Source organism: Xanthobacter nonsaccharivorans (assembly GCF_043194755.2).
GTDB lineage: Bacteria > Pseudomonadota > Alphaproteobacteria > Rhizobiales > Xanthobacteraceae > Xanthobacter > Xanthobacter autotrophicus_G.
The window spans coordinates 1,984,887-2,005,881 of record NZ_CM195526.1 but is presented as its reverse complement, the minus strand read 5'-3'; the positions used below and the strand labels follow the sequence as shown (position 1 = coordinate 2,005,881).

Genomic DNA, 20,995 nt, shown 5'->3' with positions numbered 1-20,995 from the left:
TTGTGAAGGGAGGTCCCGCATGAACGCCAAAGCGACCCCTGCCTTGGCTTCGCCGGGGCGTGCCGCTCTCTATCTGCGTGTTTCGACCGGCCGGCAGGCCGAACACGATCTTTCGATTCCAGACCAGCGCCGTCAACTTCAAGCCTATTGCCAAGCGAAAGGCATCGCCGTCGTCGCCGAGTTTGTCGAGCCGGGTGCGTCGGCGACAGACGACCGGCGACCTGAGTTTCAGCGGATGATGGACGCCGGAGCACAAAAGCCCGCGCCGTTCGACTTCATCATCGTGCATTCCTTCTCGCGCTTCTTTCGCGATCAGTTTCAGCTCGAATTCTATGTCCGGCGACTGGCGAAGAACGGTATCCGCCTCACGTCCATCACGCAGGATCTCGGCGATGATCCGATGAGCGTGATGATGCGTCAGATCATGGCATTGTTCGATGAATACCAGTCGAAAGAGAATGCCAAGCACACGCTCCGGGCCATGCGCGAGAATGCCCGCCAGGGCTATTGGAATGGCTCGCGGCCGCCCTTCGGCTACAGGATCGTGGCGGCCGAGCAGCGGGGCGCGAGGACCAAGAAGAAGATCGAGCCCGATCCGGCCCAGGTCGAGACGGTCCGGCTCATGTTCCGCCTTGCACGGGTCGGCGCCGACGACGGTCCAATGGGGTCCCGCCAGATCGCCGACTATCTGAACACGCGCGGTATCCGGACGCAGACCGGCGGGCGCTGGGGCGTCGGGGCGGTCCACCAGATCCTGACGCGGGAGACCTACATCGGCCACCATCGCTTCAACGTCTCGGGCAAGCGCAAGGGAGAGCAGAAGTCGGAAGACGAGATCGTCGATGTGGTGGTCGAGCCGATCATCGACGAGGAGGAGTTCGCCGAGGTCCAGGCGGTGATGCGATCGCGCAGCCCGCAACTGAAGGCCCCGCGGTTCGTAACGGCCGGGACGCTCCTGGGCGGCGTGTGCTTCTGTGCCGATTGCGGGGGAGCCATGACGCTCCGCACCTCCGGCAAGGGGGACCAATACCGCTACTACACCTGCTGCACGACGGCACGGCAGGGGAAGACGGCGTGCCGCGGCCGCACGATCCCGATGGACGAACTGGACACAATGGTTGTGTCGCATCTGGAGAAGCGACTGCTTGCACCCGAGCGGCTTGAGGAGCTGCTCGCTGGTCTGCTTAAGCGTAAGGAGGAGCACGCTGAACGCCTGAAGGGTCGCATTGCCGAACTGAGGAAGCAGGCTGCGGACGCTGAAGCCAAACTGACTCGGCTGTACGAGGCCATTGAGAATGGTCTCGCTGAAATGGACGATTCCAACCTCAAGGGACGGATTGTCGAGTTGAAGCGGATCCGTGATTCGGCGCGGGCCGATGCGGACCGGGCCGAAAACAGGGGAGAGGGCGACGACAATCGAGTGACGCCGGAGCTGCTGCGTCGGTTCGGGATCGAGGCTCGTAAGAAGATCAGGGATCGAGAGGGCGGTTTCCGGCGCCATCATCTCCAGGCGCTAGTTCAGCGGGTGGAGGTCGGAGCCGACGAAATTCGGATCAGGGGATCGAAGCCAAGGCTCCTCCAGACGCTTGTGGCGTCTGGAGGAAACTATGGAGTGGAAACTGCGGCGCACGGCGTTCGCAGTTTCGTTCCGAATTGGCTCCCTGAGCAGGACTCGAACCTGCGACCATTCGATTAACAGTCGAACGCTCTACCAACTGAGCTATCAGGGACCATGGGTCTCGCGACCGAGGGGGGCCATATAGCAACCACTCGGCGGCTTGTGAAGTCGAAAGACGCAGTTTTCGCGTCCGGGATGCCGCACCCGGCCCCGCCGGCCGGGTGCAAGCCATTGCAAGATCAGGCGCGGAGCAGGTTTTCCCCGGCCGGGGATGCGCTGTCCACAGGCCCCGCGACGGGGCCCGCCTGCTGCCCGCCCGTGTTCTCGGCGGCGGCCTCATGGGCGAACTGTGCGAAATAGAAGCCATAATACCGCCCGCGACGGGCGATCAGCTCCTCATGGGTGCCACTTTCCACCACGCGCCCGTGCTCGATGACGCAGATGCGGTCAGCCCGCACCACCGTCTGCAGGCGGTGGGCGATGACGATAGTGGTGCGCTCGTGCTGCAGCTCGTTCAGCGCCTTCTGCACCTCGGCCTCCGATTCGGAATCGAGCGCGGCGGTGGCCTCGTCCAGCAGGAGGATGGGCGCGTTCTTGAGGAAGGCGCGGGCGATGGCGATGCGCTGGCGCTGGCCGCCGGAGAGCTGCGCCCCGTGCTCGCCCACATGGGTCTCGTAGCCGGTCTCGAAGCTCATGATGAAGTCGTGCGCATGGGCGGCGCGGGCCGCGGCGACGATCTCCTCCAGCGTGGCGCCCGGCCGGCCGAAGCCGATGTTCTCGCGGATGGTGCCGGAGAACAGGTAGACGTCCTGGCTGACGAGGGCGACGCTGGCGCGCACCGAGGTGCGGGTCACCGCCGTGGAATCGACCCCGTCGATGAGCACGACGCCGCCCTGCGGATCGTAGAAGCGCTCGATGAGGTTGATGATGGTGGACTTGCCGCCGCCGGACTGGCCCACGAGGGCGGTGGTCTGGCCCGGCTCGGCCACGAGGTCGAGGCTGCGCAGCACCGGTTCGCCGGGACGATAGCCGAACACCACCTCGCGGAACTCCACGCGTCCGCGCGGGCGCGGCAGGGCGGGCGTGCCGGGGGCATCCCGCTCGGGGGCCGGGGCGTCGAGCAGATCGAACAGCATGCCCGCGCCCATCACATGGCTCACCAGCTCCACATGCAGGCGGGCGAGGCGCTTGGCCGGCTCATAGGCGAGCAGCAGCGCGGTGAGCACGGAGAAGAACTGGCCGGGCGAGCGGCCCAGCTCGATCACGTTGTAGCCCGCATAGAGAATCACGCCGCCGATGGCGAGGCCGCCCAGCGTCTCCATGAGCGGGCTGGACTTCGCCTGGGTGCGCACCAGCCGGTTGTTGTTCGCCTCCACATCGTCGATGAACTTGTGGGTGCGCGCCTGCATCTCCGGCTCGAGGGTGTAGGCCTTCACCGTGCGGATGCCCTGGAACACCTCCAGCGCGATGGAGGAGAGCTTCACGCCCGACTTGAAGCCGGTGGTGAACAGGTTCCGCGCCCGCTTGATGAGCTTGCGCGTGCCGATGACGGCGGCGGGCATGACCACCAGCGCGATCACGGCCAGGAACGGGTCCTGGATAATGGCCACCGACGCCAGCATGACCAGGGACAGGAAGTCGCGGCCGATGGAGGTGACCACGAGGTCGAGCGCGCCGCGAGCACCGTTCGCCCCGGCGGTGAAGCGGCTGGAGATCTCCGCCGTATGGTGGCGGGAGAAATAGGCGGCGTCCTGCATCAGGAGCTGGTCGAAGGCGCGCTTCTGGTTGTCGGCCACCACGCGGTTGCCGATGCGCGCCATGGTGATGCTCTGCCCGTAGGCGGAGGCGCCCTTGATGAGCGACAGCGCCATCACGATGCTGGCCACCGCCCACACCGCCGCCGGTGTCGGATGGACGAAGATGGCGTTGACCGCCTCGTTCATGAGATAGGCGAGGCTGGCCGTGGAGGCGGCCATCAGCCCCATGAAGAGGAAGGCGAGCGCATAGCCCTTCCAGTGCGTGCGGCCATCGGACAGCAGCAGGCGACGGAGCACTGCCTTGGTCTGGTCCGGGCTCGGCTGCTGGCCCGGATGCGCCGGGCCCTTCTGCGCCGGACCGTGGCGCGGGGGAAACTTTGCACTCATGCCTGTCTCCGGCGGCCACCGGACACGGGGCCGCTTGGGTTGTCCATCAACTGCCGGCGGGGCGCCAAGTCAACGCCCGAAGTCAACGCCTGCGCGGCGCCGGGTGCCCCCGGGTGGTATCCGGGAGAAGCGGATGGGAGGTGCCCCGGTCGGGGATCGCGGCCAGGCCGCAGCGTCACCCCAGGTCTCGGGCCGGCGCACGAGAGGGCCGAAACGGCCGCCGGCAGGAGGATAGCTGGGAAACTGGAGGCCACGCCCGGAATCGAACCGGGGTGCACGGATTTGCAGTCCGCTGCGTAACCACTCCGCCACGTGGCCTCACGGAGGCGTGTTCTTAAGGCGTTCGCCGGACGGGCGCAAGCGGCGGCGCGCGCGTTGTCCCCGGCAAACGGCGGTGGGCCGGTCCGCGTGTCGCCCTCAGCGCGTCGCCCGGCGCACCAGGAGGCGCGCGACGCCGGTGAAGGGGCCTGCATACAGGGCTGAAACGATGGGACGCACCAGCGCCACCCGCCGGCGCGGGCCCGGCTTCATCACCCGAACCACCTCCTGCAGGTCTTCCCAGGCCTGGCGCATCCGCGCCACGTCCCGGATCCTGGACCCCTGGACGAACTCGTTGCGCAGCACCTCGAGGAAGCGCGGGCCGATCACGTCCCGCCCCCAATAGAAGCCGAGGCGTGGCTCGTCCGGAAACGCGTCCAGCAGCTTGCGAAAATAGATCATGCGCGAGCGCGCCATGCGGTCGCTGAACGAGGTGGAACCGGAATAGATGCGCCAGCGCGTCACGGCCGTCTTGATGTAGATGCTGCGGAAGCCGAGCGAGAACAGGCGCACGAAGAGGTCGTCGTCCTCGTATCCGGAGAGGCGCTCGTCGAACAGGCCCGCATCGAGGATGGCCTGCCGCGACACCAGCGCGGCGCCCGGCAGGATGAACATGTCGTGCCGCAGGCATTCCGCCCGGCTGCGCTTCGGCTGCGGCGAGGACACGTCATCGAGGCAGCAGTCGAGCACCGCCCGCCCTTCGCGGTCGATCTGGTCCAGATTGCCGTAGACGAGGCCAAGCCGGGGCGTCTGCCCGTCCAGGAAGGGACGGCGCAGCAGCTCCACATGGTTCTCGTGCCAGGCGTCGTCCTGGTCGAGGAAGGCGACATGGCTGCAGCGCGTATGGCGGATGGCGAGGTTGCGCGCCGACGACTGGCCGCCGTTCGGCTTGCCGAGGAGGGTGATGGGGTGGCTCTCCGCCAGCTCCGCGACGATCGCCGGCCCTTCGTCCGTGGAGCCGTCGTCCACGACGATGATCTCGTCCACCGGAACGGTCTGGGCAAGGACGCTTTCCAGCGCCTCGCGGATGAACGACGCGCCGTTGTACAGCGGAATCACCGCTGCAACCGAAAAAGCAACCAAACCCGGCTCCCTTCCCTCGCCCTGAGAGACACGCCGGCCCCTGATGCCCCAGCGTGATCTCATTGGCATAACGGCAGAAACGCAGCTTGCCAATGACCGGGGCGACGGCGAAGGCGCCGGAGCTCAACCGTAGGGAACGAGGCCGGTTGTATCCTCGCCGTTGTGGAAGCCGATGGCGAGGCGGAAGGAATAGGCCATCCGCTCGGCGTGGGCGATGGCCGCCTGGGCGGCGGCCGGGGGCAGCACCTCCACGGCGGTGGGCCGGAACAGCGCCAGCCAGCGGGCGAACTGGGGGTCGCCCGCATCCGTGCCCAGGGCGAGGTGCGGCGGCAGAGGGCGCCCGTCGTAGCGTCCGCTCTTCAGCAGCACGGAGGACCAGAAGTCGCACATCTTGGCGAGATGCACCGGCCAGGCGCCCTCGGCGATGCGGCCGCCGAAGATGGGCCCCAGCACGGCATCCTCGCGCACACGATCATAGAAACGGTGGACGAGGCGGTGGATGGCCTCCTCGTCGAGCCCTTCGGCCTCGGGCCCTTTCGGCGCCGGCGCGGGCACCGCGCGGGGAAGGGGTGGGGTCATGGTCTCGCTCTCCCTCGGCCGCCGCGCCGGACACCGCCCGCGCGTCGGACGGCGGCGGGCGCGGGTCGGCGGCTTTCCATTCGGCCAGTTCGCGTTCGGCCGGCACCTGTCGGCCAGTTTCCATGGGGCAGGCGCCAAGCCTCTGCCTGCCGGGCTGCCGGAACCATGCGACTTGCGGCCACAGCAGACGCCGCGTGTGCGGCCCGCCGACCTTCTGCGCCTTGCAAAAGGGGCGGCAATATGGCTCTTGAGCCGAGCGGCCGGGAGCGTCCGTTCCCCGCCCCCTCGGAGAGGGGCAGCCGCTTCAGGGATGGCCGGAGACGTATCATGATCGATTTCGCCGAGCTTCGCCGCGGCATGGTGGACGGGCAGGTCCGCACCAACAACGTCACCGAACCCCGTCTCGTCGCCGCCATGCTGGAGATCCCGCGCGAGAAGTTCGTGCCGGCCGCGCTGAAGTCCCTCGCCTATATCGACGACGACCTGGTGCTCGCCCCCGGCAATCCGCCGCGCTACCTCATCGAGCCCATGATCCTCGCCCGCCTGGTGCAGCTCGCCGACGTGCAGGACGACGAGCACGTGCTCGATATCGGCACCGGCACCGGCTATTCGGCCGCCGTGCTCGCCCAGCTCGCCCAGCAGGTGGTGGCGGTGGAGGAGGACGCGGGGCTTGCCGCGACTGCCACCTCCACCCTCGCCGAGCTCGGCGTCGCCAACGTGGCGGTGATGCAGGGCCCGCTCAATGCCGGCTGGGCCAAGGAAGCGCCCTACGACCTGATTCTCATCAACGGCTCGGTGGACGAGGTGCCGGCCGCCCTGTTCGCCCAGGTGAAGGAAGGCGGGCGCCTGGTCGCCGTGGTGGGACACGGCGGCGCCGGCCGCGCCACCGTCTTCTCCAAGATCGCCGGCAGCATCAGCGAGCGCGTCGCCTTCAACGCCGCCGTGCCCGCCCTCCCCGGCTTCCAGGCCGCGCCCCGCTTCACTTTCTAAACCGCGCCGCGCCGCCTTCGCCATCCACGTCCCGGGCGGCGCGCGTCCAAAGCCGCGCCAGGCCTTGCTTCCACGGGCACTGTGGCGCGTTTGCCGCGGTGGGCCGAAAACGACCGGGGAATCAATCCGGTCAGTTCCCGATCGCGCCTTGCATAGATATCTTTCAGAAGCGTTACCGCGCGGCAGAGTCGGTGCGGCGGGTCTGCTTTGGCCGTGTCGGATCGGGAGAATGGGATGTCGGTTGCGAAGCGTTTTCGCCGAAACAGTTTTGCATTTTTGGCGGGGGCCGGCATCGTCGCGCTGTGGGTCGGGAGCGCGGGCGCTCAGACGCTCGACGTTGCCTTGGCCCAGGCGTATGTGAACAACCCCACGCTCAACGCCCAGCGCGCCGGTACCCGCGCGACGGACGAGAACGTGCCGAAGGCCCTGTCCGGCTACCGGCCGACGCTGAGCGCCACCGCCTCCGCCGGCCCGGAATACGCCCGGGCCCAAGCCTCCGGGATCACCACCCGGGGCTCGCTGTGGCCGCGCTCCTTCGCGCTGACCGCCGCCTATACCCTCTTCAACGGGTTCACCACCGCCAACCAGACCCGCACCGCCGAATCGCAGGTGCGCGGCTCGCGCGAGACGCTGCGCAACACCGAGCAGACGGTGCTGCTGAACGGCGTCACCGCTTACATGAACGTGATCCAGGCCATCGCGCTCCTCGACCTGCAGCGCCAGAGCCTGGCGGCATTCGAGCAGGAACTGCGCGCCACCCGTGACCGCTTCAACGTGGGCGAGGTGACCCGTACCGACGTGGCGCAGGCCGAGGCCCGCGTGGCCGATGCCCAGTATCAGGTCAGTCAGGCGGTGGCGAACCTGTCCTCCGCCAAGGCCACCTACCGGCAGGTGATCGGCGTCGAGCCGGGCAAGCTCGCCAGCCCCCGCTCCATCGAGGGCATGCTGCCCCGGGACGTGAACGGGGTGATCTCCAACGGCCTCGCCTCCCACCCGGCCATCAAGGCCTCCGAGTTCGCCGTGGACGCCGCCGTTTTCCAGGTGAAAGTGGCCGAGGGCGCGCTCATGCCCAACGTGAGCGTGCAGGGCCAGCTCTCCCAGGCCTATGACCAGAACTTCGCCACCGATGCCTATGGCGCCGCCGCCGCGACGGTGAACCTGACCGTGCCGATCTACCAGGGCGGGCAGGAATACGCGAACATCCGGCAGACCAAGGAGCTGCTCTCCCAGGCCCGCCTCGAGGTGGACGTGAACCGCGACACCATTCGCGCGCTGGCGGTGCAGTATTGGGGAGCGCTGGAGGCGTCCAAGGCGCAGATTCTCGCCGCGCAGGCCTCGGTGGCCGCCAACACCCTCGCCCTCGAAGGCGTGCGGGAGGAATGGCGCGTGGGCCAGCGCACCACCACGGACGTGCTGAATGCCCAGCGCGACCTGACCAACTCCCAGTCTGCCCTCGTGGTGGCCCAGCGCGACCGCGTGGTGGCCGCTTATTCGCTGATCTCCACCATCGGCAAGCTCGATGCCGTGTCCCTGGGGCTGCGGGTGAACGTCTACAACCCCACCACGCACTACAACCAGGTGCGCGACAGCTGGGCGGGCGTGCGGACACCGGACGGAAAATAATCCCCGGGAGCCGTGCCGGCCGCTCTTTTGCTGCCAGAACCGGCAATGCCATACTTCCATTGCAATCGGTGATTCTGATGCGAAGGCCGCCTGAACCAGCGGCCTTCGCCGGATTGCTTCGGGCGGGGTCGGGACATGGCTGCGAGCCCAAAGGTGCAAGAGCCTTCGATGGAAGAAATACTCGCCTCCATCCGCCGCATCATGGCGGATGACGAGCCGCCTGCCCCTCCGCGCCGCCCCGCCGGCGATCGCCCCACGCACAATCCGTCAGACGAAGCTCCGCCCCGCCCGTCCAACGGCGGCCCGCGCCAGATGGAGCCGCGCGCCGAGCCGATGGCCGAGGCCCGTGCCCCTCGCATGCCACCGGGCGAGGAGCTTCGCCCGGTCCGCAACGGGCCGCAGCGCCCCGCGGCGGATCCGGCGGCCGCCGGCCCGCGCCCCCGCGCGCCGCAGCCGTTCGTCGAGGATCTGGACCATCTGCCCGGCCCGGTGCCGCCGGCCCGCCCGCCCCGTTCCGCCGCGCCGAGCGGCGCCCATGGCCAGCAGGAGCCCCCTCGCCGCCCGCTGCCCGAGGCCGCCCGTCAGGACTTCGATGAGCCGCGCCAGCGTCCGGCGCAGGTGATGTCCTCTGCCGAGGAAGCGGACGGCATGTTCGCGGACATCTATGCCGCCGCCCATCGCGACGCGCAGGCGGACGATCTGCACGCGACCGGCCCCGCCCCGCGCCGGCCCATCGTGCCCGAGGAAGCGCCCCGCGCCCCGCGTCCCACGCCCCGCCCGCCCGAGGGCGAGCGCGACCTGCACCCCCGCGCGCCGGCCCAGGGGCGTGAGGCCGAGCCCCACATGCCGCAGCCGCGGGAGGACGGAGCCCGCCGCCGGGACCTCCTCTCCCCCAATGTGGATGCTGTGGTGGCCGCCGCGTTCCAGTCCCTCGGCGATCTGGTGCTGCCCCACAAGGAGCGCACGGTGGAGGACCTCGTGAAGGAGATCCTGCGCCCCATGCTGAAGGACTGGCTGGACAAGAACCTGCCCGGCATCGTCGAGCGCCTGGTGAAGGCGGAGATCGAGCGCGTCTCCCGCCAGCCGCGCTGAGCGCCAGGGGGAAGGCCGCGCCACGAGGCGCTGTCGGCTCCATAGACGGATCATTCGAACGGCCGGGCTCCCAAAGCCCGGCCGTTCGCATTTGGGCATCCGTCGGGGTGGGCCGCACCGGCCGCCGCGCCGCGGCCCCGCCTCGCTTGTGCGGACGAGCCCGGCCCCACGGCACCGCCGCGGCCCGCCTTGCCTTTTCGGCGCCGGCGGCCGGTGCCCGCCCCGCCGCGAAATGTGCCGGCCCGGCTGCGCGACCCGCCCTCGGTCCCTTCCGCCTGCCCCGGCGCCCGGCTGCCCCATCGCGCGGAAACGGCCATGCGCCGGGCGCGCGGGCCCCATTCTCGACACGCCCCGTGTTGACGCAGGCCCTTCGGAACGGCTTTAACGCCCGCAGACCTGTCCCGTCCGTTGCGGATGTGGAGCCCGGCCCCGGCGTCCTGCGCCGGGGCGTCAGCGCTCGATCCGCGGAGCCTGCTCATGCTGGAAAAAGTCTTCGACCCCGCCGCCGTGGAAGAGCGCATCGCGCAGGCCTGGGAAGAGGCCGGCGCCTTCCGGTGCGGCCGCCCCGAGCGCAAGGATGCGGAAGGCTTCTCCATCGTCATCCCGCCGCCGAACGTCACCGGCTCCCTGCACATGGGCCATGCGCTCAACAACACGCTGCAGGACGTGCTCGCCCGCTTCGAGCGCATGCGCGGCAAGGACGTGCTCTGGCAGCCGGGCACCGACCATGCGGGCATCGCCACCCAGATGGTGGTGGAGCGCCAGCTGATGCAGCAGCAGCTGCCCGGCCGCCGCGACATGGGCCGCGCGGCCTTCATCGAGCGGGTGTGGACCTGGAAGGCCGAATCGGGCGGCACCATCGTCAACCAGCTGAAGAAGCTCGGGGCCTCCTGCGACTGGTCGCGCGAGCGCTTCACCATGGACGAGGGGCTCTCCCGCGCCGTCCTGAAGGTGTTCGTGCAGCTCTATCGCGAGGGGCTGATCTACAAGGACAAGCGCCTCGTCAACTGGGACCCCAAGCTGATCACCGCCATCTCGGACCTGGAGGTGGTGCCGGTGGAGGTGAAGGGTCATCTCTGGCACCTGCGCTACCCCATCGAGGGCGAGAAGGACCGCTTCATCGTCGTCGCCACCACGCGCCCCGAGACCATGCTGGGCGACACGGCGGTGGCCGTGCATCCGGAGGACGAGCGCTACCGCGACCTCATCGGCAAGCATGTGGTCCTGCCGCTGGTGGGCCGGCGCATCCCCATCGTCGCGGACGAATATTCCGATCCGGAGAAGGGCTCCGGCGCGGTGAAGATCACCCCGGCGCACGACTTCAACGACTTCGAGGTGGGCAGGCGCCACGGCCTCGGCATGATCAACGTGCTCGACGCCGAGGGCCGCATCGACCCGCAGGGCATCCTTGACGATTATGCCGAGCGTCCCGAGGCCTATGTGGAAACGCCGGATGCCGCCGGCGTGCTCTCCCACCTGAAGGGCATGGAGCGCTTCGCCGCCCGCAAGCAGATCGTCGAGCTGCTCACGGGCCTCGAGCTCCTGGAGAAGATCGAGCCGCACACCCACATGGTGCCGCACGGCGACCGCTCCAACGTGGTGATCGAGCCCTGGCTGACCGACCAGTGGTACGTGGACGCCAAGACGCTGGCCGAGCCCGCGCTGGCCGCCGTGCGCGAGGGGCGCACCACCTTCGTCCCGAAGAACTGGGAGAAGACCTATTTCGAGTGGCTGGAGAACATCCAGCCCTGGTGCATCTCGCGCCAGCTGTGGTGGGGCCACCAGATCCCCGCCTGGTACGATCCCTATGGCAACGTCTTCGTGGCCATGGACGAGGACGAGGCCTTCGAGCAGGCCATCGCCCACAACGTCGGCAACGAGACCCTCTCGCCGGAGGAGGCGGAAGCCCTCATCCAGGACGAGGACCGGCGCGCCGGCTTCCTCACCCGCGACGAGGACGTGCTCGACACCTGGTTCTCCTCCGCGCTCTGGCCGTTCTCCACCATGGGCTGGCCGGACGAGACCCAGGAGCTGAAGAAGTTCTATCCCACCAGCGTGCTGGTGACGGGCTTCGACATCATCTTCTTCTGGGTCGCCCGGATGATGATGATGGGCCTGCACTTCATGGACGGCGAGGTGCCGTTCAAGGACGTCTACATCCACGCCCTCGTCCGCGACGAGAAGGGCGCCAAGATGTCGAAGTCCAAGGGCAACGTCATCGACCCGCTCGACCTGGTAGAGAAGTTCGGCGCCGACGCCCTGCGCTTCACCCTGGCGGCCATGGCGGCCCAGGGGCGCGACATCAAGCTCGCCACCTCCCGCGTGGAGGGCTACCGCAACTTCGCGACCAAGCTCTGGAACGCGGTGCGCTTCGCCCAGATGAACGGTTGCGCGCGCGTCGAGGGCTTCGACCCGGCGAAGGTGGACGGCACGCTCAACCGCTGGATCATCGGCGAGGCCGCCCGCGCCAGCGCCGAGGTAAGCGAGGCCATCCTCGCCTATCGCTTCAACGAGGCGGCGGGCGCCATCTACCGCTTCCTGTGGAACGTGTTCTGCGACTGGCACCTGGAGCTGGCGAAGCCCGTGCTCTCCGGCCCCGACGGCGCCGCCAAGGACGAGACCCGCGCCACCACCGCCTATGTGCTGGACGTGGCCATGGCGCTGCTCCACCCCTTCATGCCCTTCCTCACGGAGGAGCTCTGGGCCGAGACCGGCAAGGACGGCCCGGCGCGCACAAGCCTTCTCGCCCTCGCCCCGTGGCCGGACCTCTCGGGGCTCGAGGCCCCCGACGCCGAGGCCGAGGTGGGCTGGGTGGTGGACCTCGTCACCGACATCCGCTCCGTCCGCGCCGAGATGAACGTGCCGGCGAGCGCGCAGGTGCCCCTGGTGCTGGTGGAGCCCTCCGCCGAGACCCGCGCCCGCGCCTCCGCCTGGGACGATGCGCTGCGCCGCCTCGCCCGCCTGTCGGGGGTGACGGTGTCGGATGCCGTGCCCGGCGAATCGGTGCAGATGGTGGTGCGCGGCGAGGTGGTGGCCCTGCCGCTGGCCGGCGTCGTGGACCTTGCCGCCGAGCTCGCCCGCCTGAAGAAGGAAGAGGGCAAGCTCGACCAGGAGGTCGCCCGCATCGACGCCAAGCTCGGTAACGAGAGCTTCGTTGCCCGCGCGCCGGAAGAGGTGGTGGAGGCCGAGCGCGAGAAGCGCGAGGAATATCTCCACCGCAAGGAGAAGGTCCGCGCCGCCATCACCCAGCTGTCCGCCGGGGCGTGATGTGGCGGCGGGCGCTCCTCCTTCTCGGCGGAGCGCTCGCGGCCCTTTTGTCGCTTTTTGTCCTCACCGACCTGCCCGGCCGCCCCGAGCTTGCCGGGCATGGCGATGTCGCCGTCCGGGTGGTGGACCACGGCTACCACGCCGGTCTCGTCGTGCCGCGCGCGGCACTGGCGGAGCAGGCTGATGCCCTCGGCCTGCCCCGCGTGAAGGACATGGCGCAGCGCTTCGTGGCCTACCAATGGCTGGAGATCGGCTGGGGCGACGAGGGCTTCTACCGCCACGTGCCGGACGTGACCGCCCTCACCCTGCCGCTGGCCCTCCGGGCCCTGTTTGGGCGCGACAACCCCTCCGTGCTGCACGTGGTGGGGCTGGCGCTGGAGCCGGAGGCCGTCTTCGCCCGCTCGGACATGGTTCGCGTGAGCATGAACGCGGCGCAGCTCGGCGCGATCGCCCGCCGGATGGAGGAAACGCTCGCAGCCGGCGACGACGGCAGGCCGGTGGAACTGGGCCCCGGGCTCTATGGCCCCAGCCTCTTCTTCCGCGCGATCGGGGCCTATCACCTCACCCAGAACTGCAACCACTGGGTCGCCCGGCTCATGAACGCGGCCGGGCTGCCGGTCTCCCTCACCGCGGCCACCGCCTCGGCCGGCTTGATGGCGGACCTGCGCCTGCGAAGCGGTGCGGCGCGCTAGAGCGCGATCCGGCCGGTGAACCGCCCTCTCAGGCGAAGAAGGAGAATGCGCTTTCCGGATCCACCTGCGGTGCAGGCGGGTGGGCGCCTCGGCCTCAGTAGGCCAGGGCCTGGAACGCCGGCTCCACGGAGCCTTCCCACGGGCCGTGGAACTTCTCCAGCAGGTCCTCGGCGGGGGAGCGGCCGGTGAGCACCGACTCCTCCAGCGGCTCCAGGAAGCGCGTCTCGTCGCGGCCGAGACGGTCGATGAAGCCGCGCCGCCTCAGGCCGGCCTGCGAGAGGCCGAGCACGGTGCGGGCGATCTCCCGCAGGGGGCGTCCGCCGATCTCCGCCTTGAGGGCGAGGCGGGGCACGTCGTCGCGCAGCTTCTGCCGGTCCTCGGCGGTCCAGCCCTTCACCAGATCCCAGGCCGCATCGAGGCTCTGGCTGTCGTAGAGCAGGCCCACCCAGAAGGCGGGCAGCGCGCACAGCTTCGCCCAGGGGCCGGCATCCGCGCCGCGCATCTCCAGGAAGCGCTTCAGGCGCACCTCGGGGAAGATGGTGGACAGGTGGTTCACCCAGTCGGAGAGCGTCGCCGTCTCCCCCGGCAGCAGCGGGTGGCGGCCGGCGAGCAGGTCGCGGAACGAGGTGCCGGCGACATCGATATAGGCGTCGCCCCGCTTCACGAAATACATGGGCACGTCGAGGGCATAGTCCACGTAGTGCTCGAAGCCGAACCCCTCCTCGAAGGCGAAGGGCAGCATGCCGGAGCGGTCGTTGTCCGTGTCGCGCCAGATCTCGGAGCGGAAGGAGAGAAAGCCGTTGGGCCGCCCTTCGGTGAAGGGCGAATTGGCAAAGAGCGCGGTGGCCACCGGCTGGAGCGCGAGGCCCACGCGCATCTTCTTCACCATGTCGGCTTCGGAGGCGAAGTCGAGGTTCACCTGCACGGTGCAGGTGCGGAACATCATGTCGAGGCCCAGCCGGCCCACCTTGGGCATGTAGTTGGCCATGATCCTGTAGCGGCCCTTGGGCATCACCGGCGTCTCGGAGCGCGTCCACTTGGGGCTCATGCCGATGCCGAGGAAGCCGATGCCGAGCGGCATGGCCACTTCCCGCACCTGGGCGAGGTGCGCGTTCAGCTCCGCGCAGGTCTCGTGGATGGTGGAGAGCGGCGCGCCGGACAGCTCGAACTGCCCGCCCGGCTCCAGCGAGATGGCGCCGCCGCCGGTGACGTCGGCGAGGCCGATGATGACGTCCCCCTCCATGATCGGCTCCCAGCCGAGCAGGGAGCGCATGCCCTCCAGCAGCTTGCGGATGCCCTTCGGCCCCTCGTAGGGCACCGGCTCGTGCCGGGCGAGGGTGAAGGGGATCTTCTCGTGCTCGGTGCCGATCCGGAAGGCCCGCTCCGGTTTCGACCCCTGTTCCATCCATTCCACCAGTTCGCGACGGTCGGAAATGGGGGTCGCGTCGAGGGTGTCGCGGGCCATGCGAAATCTCTTCAAGGACGGGGCGCGAGACCATACACGCCGCGCGAGGGTGGGAAAACTCGGCGGGAAGGCGCCGCGGGAAACTCGGGTCTCAAACAGGCAAGGCTTCGCCGCGGCCGCATGCCCCTGCGGCCCAGCTGAAGTCGGTTTCAGATGGTGACGGGATTGGATTTTGCAACGGTGTCGAAGGCCTGAAGCAGCGTGATCAGCTCTTCGAGGCGCGAGAGGGGCACCATGTTGGGCCCGTCGGAGGGGGCCTTGTCCGGGTCGGGGTGGGTCTCGATGAAGACGCCGGCCACGCCCACCGCCACAGCGGCGCGGGCCAGCACCGGCACGAACTCGCGCTGTCCGCCGGAGGAGGTGCCCTGCCCGCCCGGCTGCTGCACCGAATGGGTGGCATCGAACACCACCGGCGCGCCGGTGGTCTTGGCCATGATGGGCAGGGATCGCATGTCCGAGACCAGGGTGTTGTAGCCGAAGGAAACCCCGCGCTCGGTCACCAGCACGCGGTCGTTGCCGGCCTGCGTCAGCTTGTTCACCACGTTCGCCATGTCCCAGGGGGCGAGGAACTGGCCCTTCTTCACATTCACGGCCTGCCCGGTGCGGGCGGCGGCGATGAGGAGGTCCGTCTGCCGGCAGAGGAAGGCGGGGATCTGCAGCACGTCCACCACCTCGGCGGCGGCGGCGCACTGGTCGATCTCATGCACGTCGGTGAGCACGGGAAGGCCGAGGGTCTCCTTGATCTCGGCGAACACCGGCAGCGCCGCCTCCAGCCCCATGCCGCGGGCGGCGGAGAGGGAAGTGCGGTTCGCCTTGTCGAACGAGGTCTTGAAGACGAGGCCGATGCCGCGCCGCGCCGCCATCTCCTTCAGCGCCGCCGCCACCTCCAGCGCATGGGCGCGGCTCTCCATCTGGCAGGGGCCGGCAATGAGGGCGAGAGGCAAATGATTGCCAAAGCGCACATGACCGACCTCGACAATGCTCTGGGGCGCGGCGGGGGGCGGTACGGCATTCATGGGCACGATCCTTGGGCGATAGGCACGAACGACGCCGCCGGCTGCCCGGCGGCGCGGCTGGAGCGGGATGTGCGGGCGGACGAAAGCGATCCGGCCCGGCAATCCGCCTCCAGAAAGAAGATACGGAGCGCCTTTTCCCCCGCGCCCGCGGAACGGGCGCAGGGGGGGGGGCGCGCTCTAGATAGAGCATTTTCGCCCAATCGCGAAAGCACACGCGCCGGGCCGCGACGCCGGCCAGGGCCGGCGCCGCCCGCCTCAGGGGGTGACGAGCTTGAGCCCGACAATGCCGATGGCGATAAGGCCGATGGAGGCGAGGCGCAGGAGATCCGTCGATTCGGAGAAGAACAGGACGCCCGCCAGCGCCGTGCCCACCGTGCCGATGCCCGCCCACACCGCATAGGCGGTGCCGATGGGAATGCCGCGCAGGGCGAGGGAGAGAAGGAAGAGGCTGAGGCCGATGGTCGAGAGGGTGAACACGCTCGGCCACAGCCGGGTGAACCCCTCCGAATATTTCATGCCGAGCGCCCATGCGATCTCGGTCAGGCCGGCAACGAACAGATAGATCCACGCCATTGGCGCCACACCCGGGTGGCGGGGTCGTCCCCGCCGCTCGAAGGATCGGGGGCGCGGCCGTCCGCGCCCCGTGGGGATAACCAATCCCCTGCCCCATCTAGCTCACTTTCGAGCCAGGGGCGAAACTTTTCTCTCAAGGAAAAGATTGCTGTGTCAGGCCGGGGTCAGCTCGAACACCAGCGTCGCCCCGAGGGCGGCCCGCGGCGGCACCACGATGATGCCCGCGATGGCCTCCTCCACCATGCGGCGGGCGGCAAGCGAGCGCCGCAGCTCCGGCGCCCCGCGGGTGTGGAAACGCACTGCCGCAAGGCGCAGCTCGCCGGTGCCCGGCGCCGGCACGCCATAGCGCTCGGTGAAGAGGCCCGGCGTCATCACGTCGATGGAGCCGCGCGGCGTCTGCCCCACGAACCATTCGTTGAGGGCACGCTGCACCTGGCCGCCGCTCAGCGTCTCCAGGAAGGCCTGGTGCCGGGAGGGCACCTCCGCCACCAGAACGACGCCGGCCACCGCGCTGACCTGGTTGGAATGGCGCTGCATGTCGGCCGACCAGAAATTCTCCGGCAACTTCTGCGCGCAGGTGAAGGCTCCGAAGTCCGGCGCTTCCGGATCGCGGGCGAAGGCGAGGGAGAAACCCACCTCCACCTCCTGCCCGTCTGCGCGGCGCGCAGTGCGGGCGAAGTCGAAGGTCTCGAAGCCGCCGAAGCCGGCGGCGTCGAAGGCAGCCTTTTCCGCCACCGGGTCCGAGCCCTCCAGCACCAGCATGGACAGGCCCTCGCCGTGCCGCTCAAGGAACCTCTTGTTGAAGGCGCCGAAGGAAAAGAAGTCGTCCCCGTCCGACCGGGGCTGGTCCGGCGGGACCTGCTCGGGATCGACGATCTGCAAAAGCTCGATAAAGAAGCCGGGAGTCTGGACGATCCGGTTCTCGGTGCCCCAGGGGTGGCGGTTGCGGGACCCTACGGTAAACCCAAGCAGATCATAGATTTCTCCCGCCGCATCGAGGTCGCGGACGAGATGGACAACGTGGTCGAGGCCGCGTCGCATGGCTTCTCCTCAGGCCGGCATGCGTCCGTGTCCGCGGTTGCGGACCGGGTGCGCACGGATGAAGGGGAAGGGACGCGCCCGCCCGGCTGGGCCAAGGCCCCGCAGGCGCCGCGTCGCTCCGGTCAAGGACGGGCAAAGCTCCAGCCGCCCGGCAGGCAGATTAATGCGCTACCGCTGAAGATGGAAACAACCTTCGGTAGCAGCACCCGCCATATCCGGCGAGCCGCGACGGCAGGCCCTCGGGCGCGCCGGAAAATCACGCGTGCGCAGGCAGTTAGACCAGCCGGCTCTGCTCCATGGCCGCACCGATGAAGGACGCGAACAGGGGATGCGGATCGAACGGACGGGACTTCAGCTCCGGATGGAACTGCACGCCGATGAACCAGGGGTGGGCCGGATATTCCACGATCTCCGGCAGCAGGCCATCCGGCGACATGCCGGAAAACCTGAGGCCATGCTGCTCCAGCCGCTCGCGATAGCCGGTGTTCACCTCGTAGCGGTGGCGGTGGCGCTCGGAAATGTCGCGCCGGCCATACACCTGCTCCACCCGGCTGCCCGGCTCCAGGTGCGCCTGGTAGGCGCCGAGGCGCATGGTGCCGCCGAGGTCGCCGGCGGCGTTGCGCCGCTCCAGCTCGTTGCCGCGCAACCATTCGGTGAGCAGGCCGACCACCGGCTCGCTGGTGGGGCCAAACTCGGTGGAATTGGCCTCGGCGATGCCGGCAAGGTTCCGTGCCGCCTCGATCACCGCCATCTGCATGCCGAAGCAGATGCCGAGGTAGGGCACCTGCCGCTCGCGGGCGAAGCGGGCCGCGCGGATCTTGCCTTCCGCGCCGCGCTGGCCGAACCCGCCCGGCACCAGAATGCCGTGCACATGCTCGAGGAAGGGGGCCGGATCCTCGCGCTCGAAGGTCTCGCTCTCGATCCAGTCGAGCTTCACCCGCGTCTTGTGGGCGATGCCGCCATGGGCGAGGGCCTCGATCAGCGACTTGTAGGCGTCCTTCAGGCCCGTGTATTTGCCGACGATGGCGATGGTGACCTCGCCCTCGGGGTTGCGCACGCGGCCCTCGATGTCGGTCCAGCGCTTCAGGTTCGGCGCCGGAGCCGGCTCGATGTTGAAGGCGGCGAGGACTTCCTTGTCGAGGCCTTCGGCGTGGTAGGCCGAGGGCACGGCGTAGATGTTGTCCACGTCCCGCGCCTCGATCACCGCGCTCTCCCGCACGTTGCAGAAGAGCGAGAGCTTGCGCCGCTCCTCCCGCGGAATCTCGCGGTCCGTGCGGCAGAGCAGGATATCCGGCTGGATGCCGATCGAGCGCAGCTCTTTCACCGAATGCTGTGTCGGCTTGGTCTTCAGCTCACCGGCGGAAGGGATGTATGGCATCAGGGTGAGGTGGATGAAGATGGCGTGGCCGCGTGGCAGCTCGTTCTTCAGCTGGCGGGTCGCCTCGAAGAAGGGCAGGCCCTCGATGTCGCCCACGGTGCCGCCGACCTCGATGAGCACGAAGTCGAAGCCCTCGTTGCCTTCCAGCACGAAGTCCTTGATGGCGTTGGTGACGTGGGGAATCACCTGGATGGTGGCCCCCAGGTAGTCGCCCCGGCGCTCCTTGGTCAGGATGTCCTGGTAGATGCGGCCGGTGGTGATGTTGTCCTGCTTGGTCGCCGGGTGGCCGGTGAAGCGCTCGTAATGGCCGAGGTCGAGATCGGTCTCGGCCCCGTCGTCGGTCACGAACACCTCGCCGTGCTGGTACGGGCTCATGGTGCCCGGATCGACGTTGAGGTACGGGTCCAGCTTGCGGAGCCGGACGGTGTAGCCGCGCGCCTGAAGGAGCGCGCCGAGAGCTGCGGAGGCGAGGCCCTTGCCCAGGGAAGACACGACGCCGCCGGTGATGAAGATGTAGCGCGCCATGGGCCTCGACCTTACCTCGTGCAAACGCGATTCGGCGAGGGCGAAGCCGGGAGCGGCCTCGCCTCGCCTGTGGAGAAGGAGAGTCGCGGCCCGAAGGCCGCGACGGACTCAGCTCGCAAACTTATTTGGACTGCGGAACCTGGGGACCCGACGGGGCGGCCGGAGCCGCCGGCGTGGCGGGGGCGCCCTGCGGGCGAATCTGGTCGAGGATCGAACCGCCGGACGTCCCGCTCTGGGGCACGGCGGGGCCGCTGTCGCCCTGAGTCGCCGGCGGAAGGATCGAGCGCGGCGCCCGGCCCCAGCTGGCCACGATGGTGAGCGTCAGCGAGGTGATGAAGAAGATCAGGGCCAGGATCGCGGTGGCGCGGGTGAGCACATTGGCCGTGCCGCGCGCGGTGAAGAAGCCGCCGGCACCGCCGCCGCCCCCGCCGCCAATGCCGAGCCCGCCGCCCTCGGAGCGCTGGATCAGCACCACGCCGATGAGCGCAAGCACCACCAGGAGGTGAATAACGATGAGAACCGTCTGCATGGAATCCATCATGTTCGCGCCACAGCCACAAAAAGCCCGGCGCGCAGGTCGCGGGTGATCTACACGAACAATCGGCCGGAGGGAAGGGCGGGGCCGAGGGGACGCCCCGCATCCCCCGCATGGCCGGGCTGGGGACAGGACGCGGACGCCCTGCCCCGTCCACATCCGCGCACCCCGATGGGATGACGGTCCTTCTTCACCAGCCGCAAGTTCACTAGCCGCAAGCTTGGCGGCAGGCCCGTCGCGGCTTGCCTGCCACCTTTTGCCGTTTCGCTAGTTCATGTGGTCGAGCGGCGCCAGAAGCCGGGTATTCAGCCGCGGCGCGAGCTTGGGAAGGTTCGCCTCCATCCATCTGGCAGCGGCAGCGTGATCGTCGCGGACGCGGATCGACAGGACACGACTGGAGTAGCTCGGCGCGACTCCGATCGTGTTGCCGAGATAGAGGACGTCGCCGCCGTTCACGGTGATGGCCTTGTCCATCGGGACGAAGGCGTGGCCGCCGGCTTCCACCGACTGCCGGCCCGCCTGCCCGTTGCGGTAGATCACCGTCCGCCGGGCGACGGCACCGCCGTTCAATACGTATTTGCCCGGCGGAAGCACCGCCACGCCCCAGCCGATTTCACCTTCTGCGCCCGTCTGCTGGATGACCACCTCGCGGGGGGTGCCGGACAGAAGGTCACGCAGGTTGATGAGCGAAGGCGTGCCAACCCTTTGCCCGCTCTCCAGCACCTTCTCGCCATGCATGATGACGATGGCGCAGGCCTCCGCCTGGAGCCGCTCCGGGGTAACGTCCTGCACCTGTTCAAGCTTCACTTGCGGCCATTCCACCATTGGCCGCTCGGCACGGGTCCGCGCCTCGGCCGCGAGGAACCGCTCGCGGCGCGCGACCGGCGATTCCGAAGGGACCACGGCCACCGCAGTCGCGCAGCCGGCAAGGAACAGCGCCAGCAGGGCTGACGCCAAAGGTGAAACGAGGATTTTCACGTTGGGCCCTGACCTGCCCTAGCGGCGTCGCGCTACAAGAGCGCCCCGCCCCTGGCACGGCCATGCCCCAACGGCAGA

At 69.0% G+C, this 20,995-nt stretch carries 16 protein-coding genes and 2 tRNA genes; 6 read left to right on the top strand and 12 right to left on the bottom strand.

Annotated features, from left to right (window positions below; genetic code table 11):
• Positions 1-19 precede the first annotated feature (19 nt).
• Positions 20-1,696 (top strand): recombinase family protein, encoded by a 1,677-nt coding sequence (locus V5F59_RS09125; protein WP_393981779.1) that lies wholly within the window; start codon positions 20-22, stop codon positions 1,694-1,696.
• On the opposite strand, the gene V5F59_RS09120 is transcribed toward V5F59_RS09125, so the two are convergent.
• The 5 genes from V5F59_RS09120 to V5F59_RS09100 form a co-directional block, all read right to left on the bottom strand.
• Positions 1,655-1,730 (bottom strand) — tRNA-Asn (locus tag V5F59_RS09120). The genes V5F59_RS09125 and V5F59_RS09120 overlap by 42 nt on opposite strands.
• 127 nt (positions 1,731-1,857) lie before the next feature.
• Positions 1,858-3,762, bottom strand: a complete 1,905-nt coding sequence (locus tag V5F59_RS09115; protein WP_393981598.1) for an ABC transporter ATP-binding protein — start codon at positions 3,760-3,762, stop codon at positions 1,858-1,860.
• Between the two features lie 244 nt (positions 3,763-4,006).
• Positions 4,007-4,080 (bottom strand) — tRNA-Cys (locus V5F59_RS09110).
• Positions 4,081-4,179: 99 nt separating this feature from the next.
• On the bottom strand, positions 4,180-5,163 hold the full coding sequence (locus V5F59_RS09105; RefSeq protein WP_393981600.1) for a glycosyltransferase family 2 protein: 984 nt from the start codon (positions 5,161-5,163) through the stop codon (positions 4,180-4,182).
• 123 nt (positions 5,164-5,286) lie between these two features.
• Positions 5,287-5,742 (bottom strand): group III truncated hemoglobin, encoded by a 456-nt coding sequence (locus tag V5F59_RS09100; protein WP_393981602.1) that lies wholly within the window; start codon positions 5,740-5,742, stop codon positions 5,287-5,289.
• Positions 5,743-6,069: 327 nt separating this feature from the next.
• Between V5F59_RS09100 and V5F59_RS09095 the strand changes: the two genes are divergently transcribed.
• The 5 genes from V5F59_RS09095 to V5F59_RS09075 all read left to right on the top strand — a co-directional run bounded on the left by V5F59_RS09095 (position 6,070) and on the right by V5F59_RS09075 (position 13,406).
• Positions 6,070-6,732 carry a protein-L-isoaspartate O-methyltransferase family protein gene (locus tag V5F59_RS09095; protein ID WP_393981604.1) on the top strand — a complete coding sequence of 221 codons (663 nt, stop codon included), beginning with the start codon at positions 6,070-6,072 and terminating at the stop codon, positions 6,730-6,732.
• A 342-nt stretch (positions 6,733-7,074) separates the two neighbouring features.
• Positions 7,075-8,355 carry a TolC family outer membrane protein gene (locus V5F59_RS09090; RefSeq protein ID WP_509211214.1) on the top strand — a complete coding sequence of 427 codons (1,281 nt, stop codon included), beginning with the start codon at positions 7,075-7,077 and terminating at the stop codon, positions 8,353-8,355.
• A 168-nt stretch (positions 8,356-8,523) separates the two neighbouring features.
• Entirely contained in the window at positions 8,524-9,447 is a 924-nt protein-coding gene (locus tag V5F59_RS09085) for a DUF2497 domain-containing protein (RefSeq protein WP_393981608.1), read from the top strand.
• A gap of 477 nt (positions 9,448-9,924) precedes the next feature.
• Positions 9,925-12,714: a valine--tRNA ligase gene (locus tag V5F59_RS09080; RefSeq protein WP_393981610.1), complete on the top strand. Its 2,790-nt coding sequence runs from the start codon at positions 9,925-9,927 to the stop codon at positions 12,712-12,714.
• A 47-nt stretch (positions 12,715-12,761) separates the two neighbouring features.
• Entirely contained in the window at positions 12,762-13,406 is a 645-nt protein-coding gene (locus V5F59_RS09075) for a DUF2459 domain-containing protein (RefSeq protein ID WP_393981612.1), read from the top strand.
• 94 nt (positions 13,407-13,500) lie between these two features.
• Here the strand turns inward: V5F59_RS09075 and V5F59_RS09070 are convergent, their stop codons facing one another.
• The 7 genes from V5F59_RS09070 to V5F59_RS09040 all read right to left on the bottom strand — a co-directional run bounded on the left by V5F59_RS09070 (position 13,501) and on the right by V5F59_RS09040 (position 20,917).
• Positions 13,501-14,871 carry a glutamate--cysteine ligase gene (locus V5F59_RS09070; RefSeq protein ID WP_393981615.1) on the bottom strand — a complete coding sequence of 457 codons (1,371 nt, stop codon included), beginning with the start codon at positions 14,869-14,871 and terminating at the stop codon, positions 13,501-13,503.
• Positions 14,872-15,020: 149 nt separating this feature from the next.
• Positions 15,021-15,887 (bottom strand): 3-deoxy-8-phosphooctulonate synthase, encoded by an 867-nt coding sequence (kdsA, locus tag V5F59_RS09065; protein ID WP_393981617.1) that lies wholly within the window; start codon positions 15,885-15,887, stop codon positions 15,021-15,023.
• Positions 15,888-16,142: 255 nt separating this feature from the next.
• Positions 16,143-16,460, bottom strand: a complete 318-nt coding sequence (gene sugE, locus V5F59_RS09060) for a quaternary ammonium compound efflux SMR transporter SugE (protein WP_393981619.1) — start codon at positions 16,458-16,460, stop codon at positions 16,143-16,145.
• A 153-nt stretch (positions 16,461-16,613) separates the two neighbouring features.
• Positions 16,614-17,501, bottom strand: coding sequence for a VOC family protein (locus V5F59_RS09055; RefSeq protein WP_393981621.1), 888 nt, complete (start codon positions 17,499-17,501; stop codon positions 16,614-16,616).
• Positions 17,502-17,775: 274 nt separating this feature from the next.
• Positions 17,776-19,404 (bottom strand): CTP synthase, encoded by a 1,629-nt coding sequence (gene pyrG, locus V5F59_RS09050; protein WP_393981623.1) that lies wholly within the window; start codon positions 19,402-19,404, stop codon positions 17,776-17,778.
• Between the two features lie 121 nt (positions 19,405-19,525).
• Positions 19,526-19,933 carry a preprotein translocase subunit SecG gene (gene secG / locus V5F59_RS09045; RefSeq protein ID WP_393981625.1) on the bottom strand — a complete coding sequence of 136 codons (408 nt, stop codon included), beginning with the start codon at positions 19,931-19,933 and terminating at the stop codon, positions 19,526-19,528.
• A gap of 273 nt (positions 19,934-20,206) precedes the next feature.
• Positions 20,207-20,917, bottom strand: a complete 711-nt coding sequence (locus V5F59_RS09040; RefSeq protein ID WP_509211213.1) for a hypothetical protein — start codon at positions 20,915-20,917, stop codon at positions 20,207-20,209.
• Positions 20,918-20,995: the final 78 nt, after the last annotated feature.

What these genes read in the sequence shown, in the direction of transcription:
- V5F59_RS09115 (WP_393981598.1), bottom strand. Translation starts at nt 3,762, where the DNA reads ATGAGTGCAAAGTTTCCCCCGCGCCACGGTCCGGCGCAGAAGGGCCCG.
- V5F59_RS09055 (WP_393981621.1), bottom strand. Translation starts at nt 17,501, where the DNA reads ATGCGACGCGGCCTCGACCACGTTGTCCATCTCGTCCGCGACCTCGAT.
- sugE (WP_393981619.1), bottom strand. Translation starts at nt 16,460, where the DNA reads ATGGCGTGGATCTATCTGTTCGTTGCCGGCCTGACCGAGATCGCATGG.
- secG (WP_393981625.1), bottom strand. Translation starts at nt 19,933, where the DNA reads ATGCAGACGGTTCTCATCGTTATTCACCTCCTGGTGGTGCTTGCGCTC.
- pyrG (WP_393981623.1), bottom strand. Translation starts at nt 19,404, where the DNA reads ATGGCGCGCTACATCTTCATCACCGGCGGCGTCGTGTCTTCCCTGGGC.
- V5F59_RS09095 (WP_393981604.1), top strand. Translation starts at nt 6,070, where the DNA reads ATGATCGATTTCGCCGAGCTTCGCCGCGGCATGGTGGACGGGCAGGTC.
- V5F59_RS09080 (WP_393981610.1), top strand. Translation starts at nt 9,925, where the DNA reads ATGCTGGAAAAAGTCTTCGACCCCGCCGCCGTGGAAGAGCGCATCGCG.
- V5F59_RS09100 (WP_393981602.1), bottom strand. Translation starts at nt 5,742, where the DNA reads ATGACCCCACCCCTTCCCCGCGCGGTGCCCGCGCCGGCGCCGAAAGGG.
- V5F59_RS09125 (WP_393981779.1), top strand. Translation starts at nt 20, where the DNA reads ATGAACGCCAAAGCGACCCCTGCCTTGGCTTCGCCGGGGCGTGCCGCT.
- V5F59_RS09085 (WP_393981608.1), top strand. Translation starts at nt 8,524, where the DNA reads ATGGAAGAAATACTCGCCTCCATCCGCCGCATCATGGCGGATGACGAG.
- kdsA (WP_393981617.1), bottom strand. Translation starts at nt 15,887, where the DNA reads ATGAATGCCGTACCGCCCCCCGCCGCGCCCCAGAGCATTGTCGAGGTC.
- V5F59_RS09070 (WP_393981615.1), bottom strand. Translation starts at nt 14,871, where the DNA reads ATGGCCCGCGACACCCTCGACGCGACCCCCATTTCCGACCGTCGCGAA.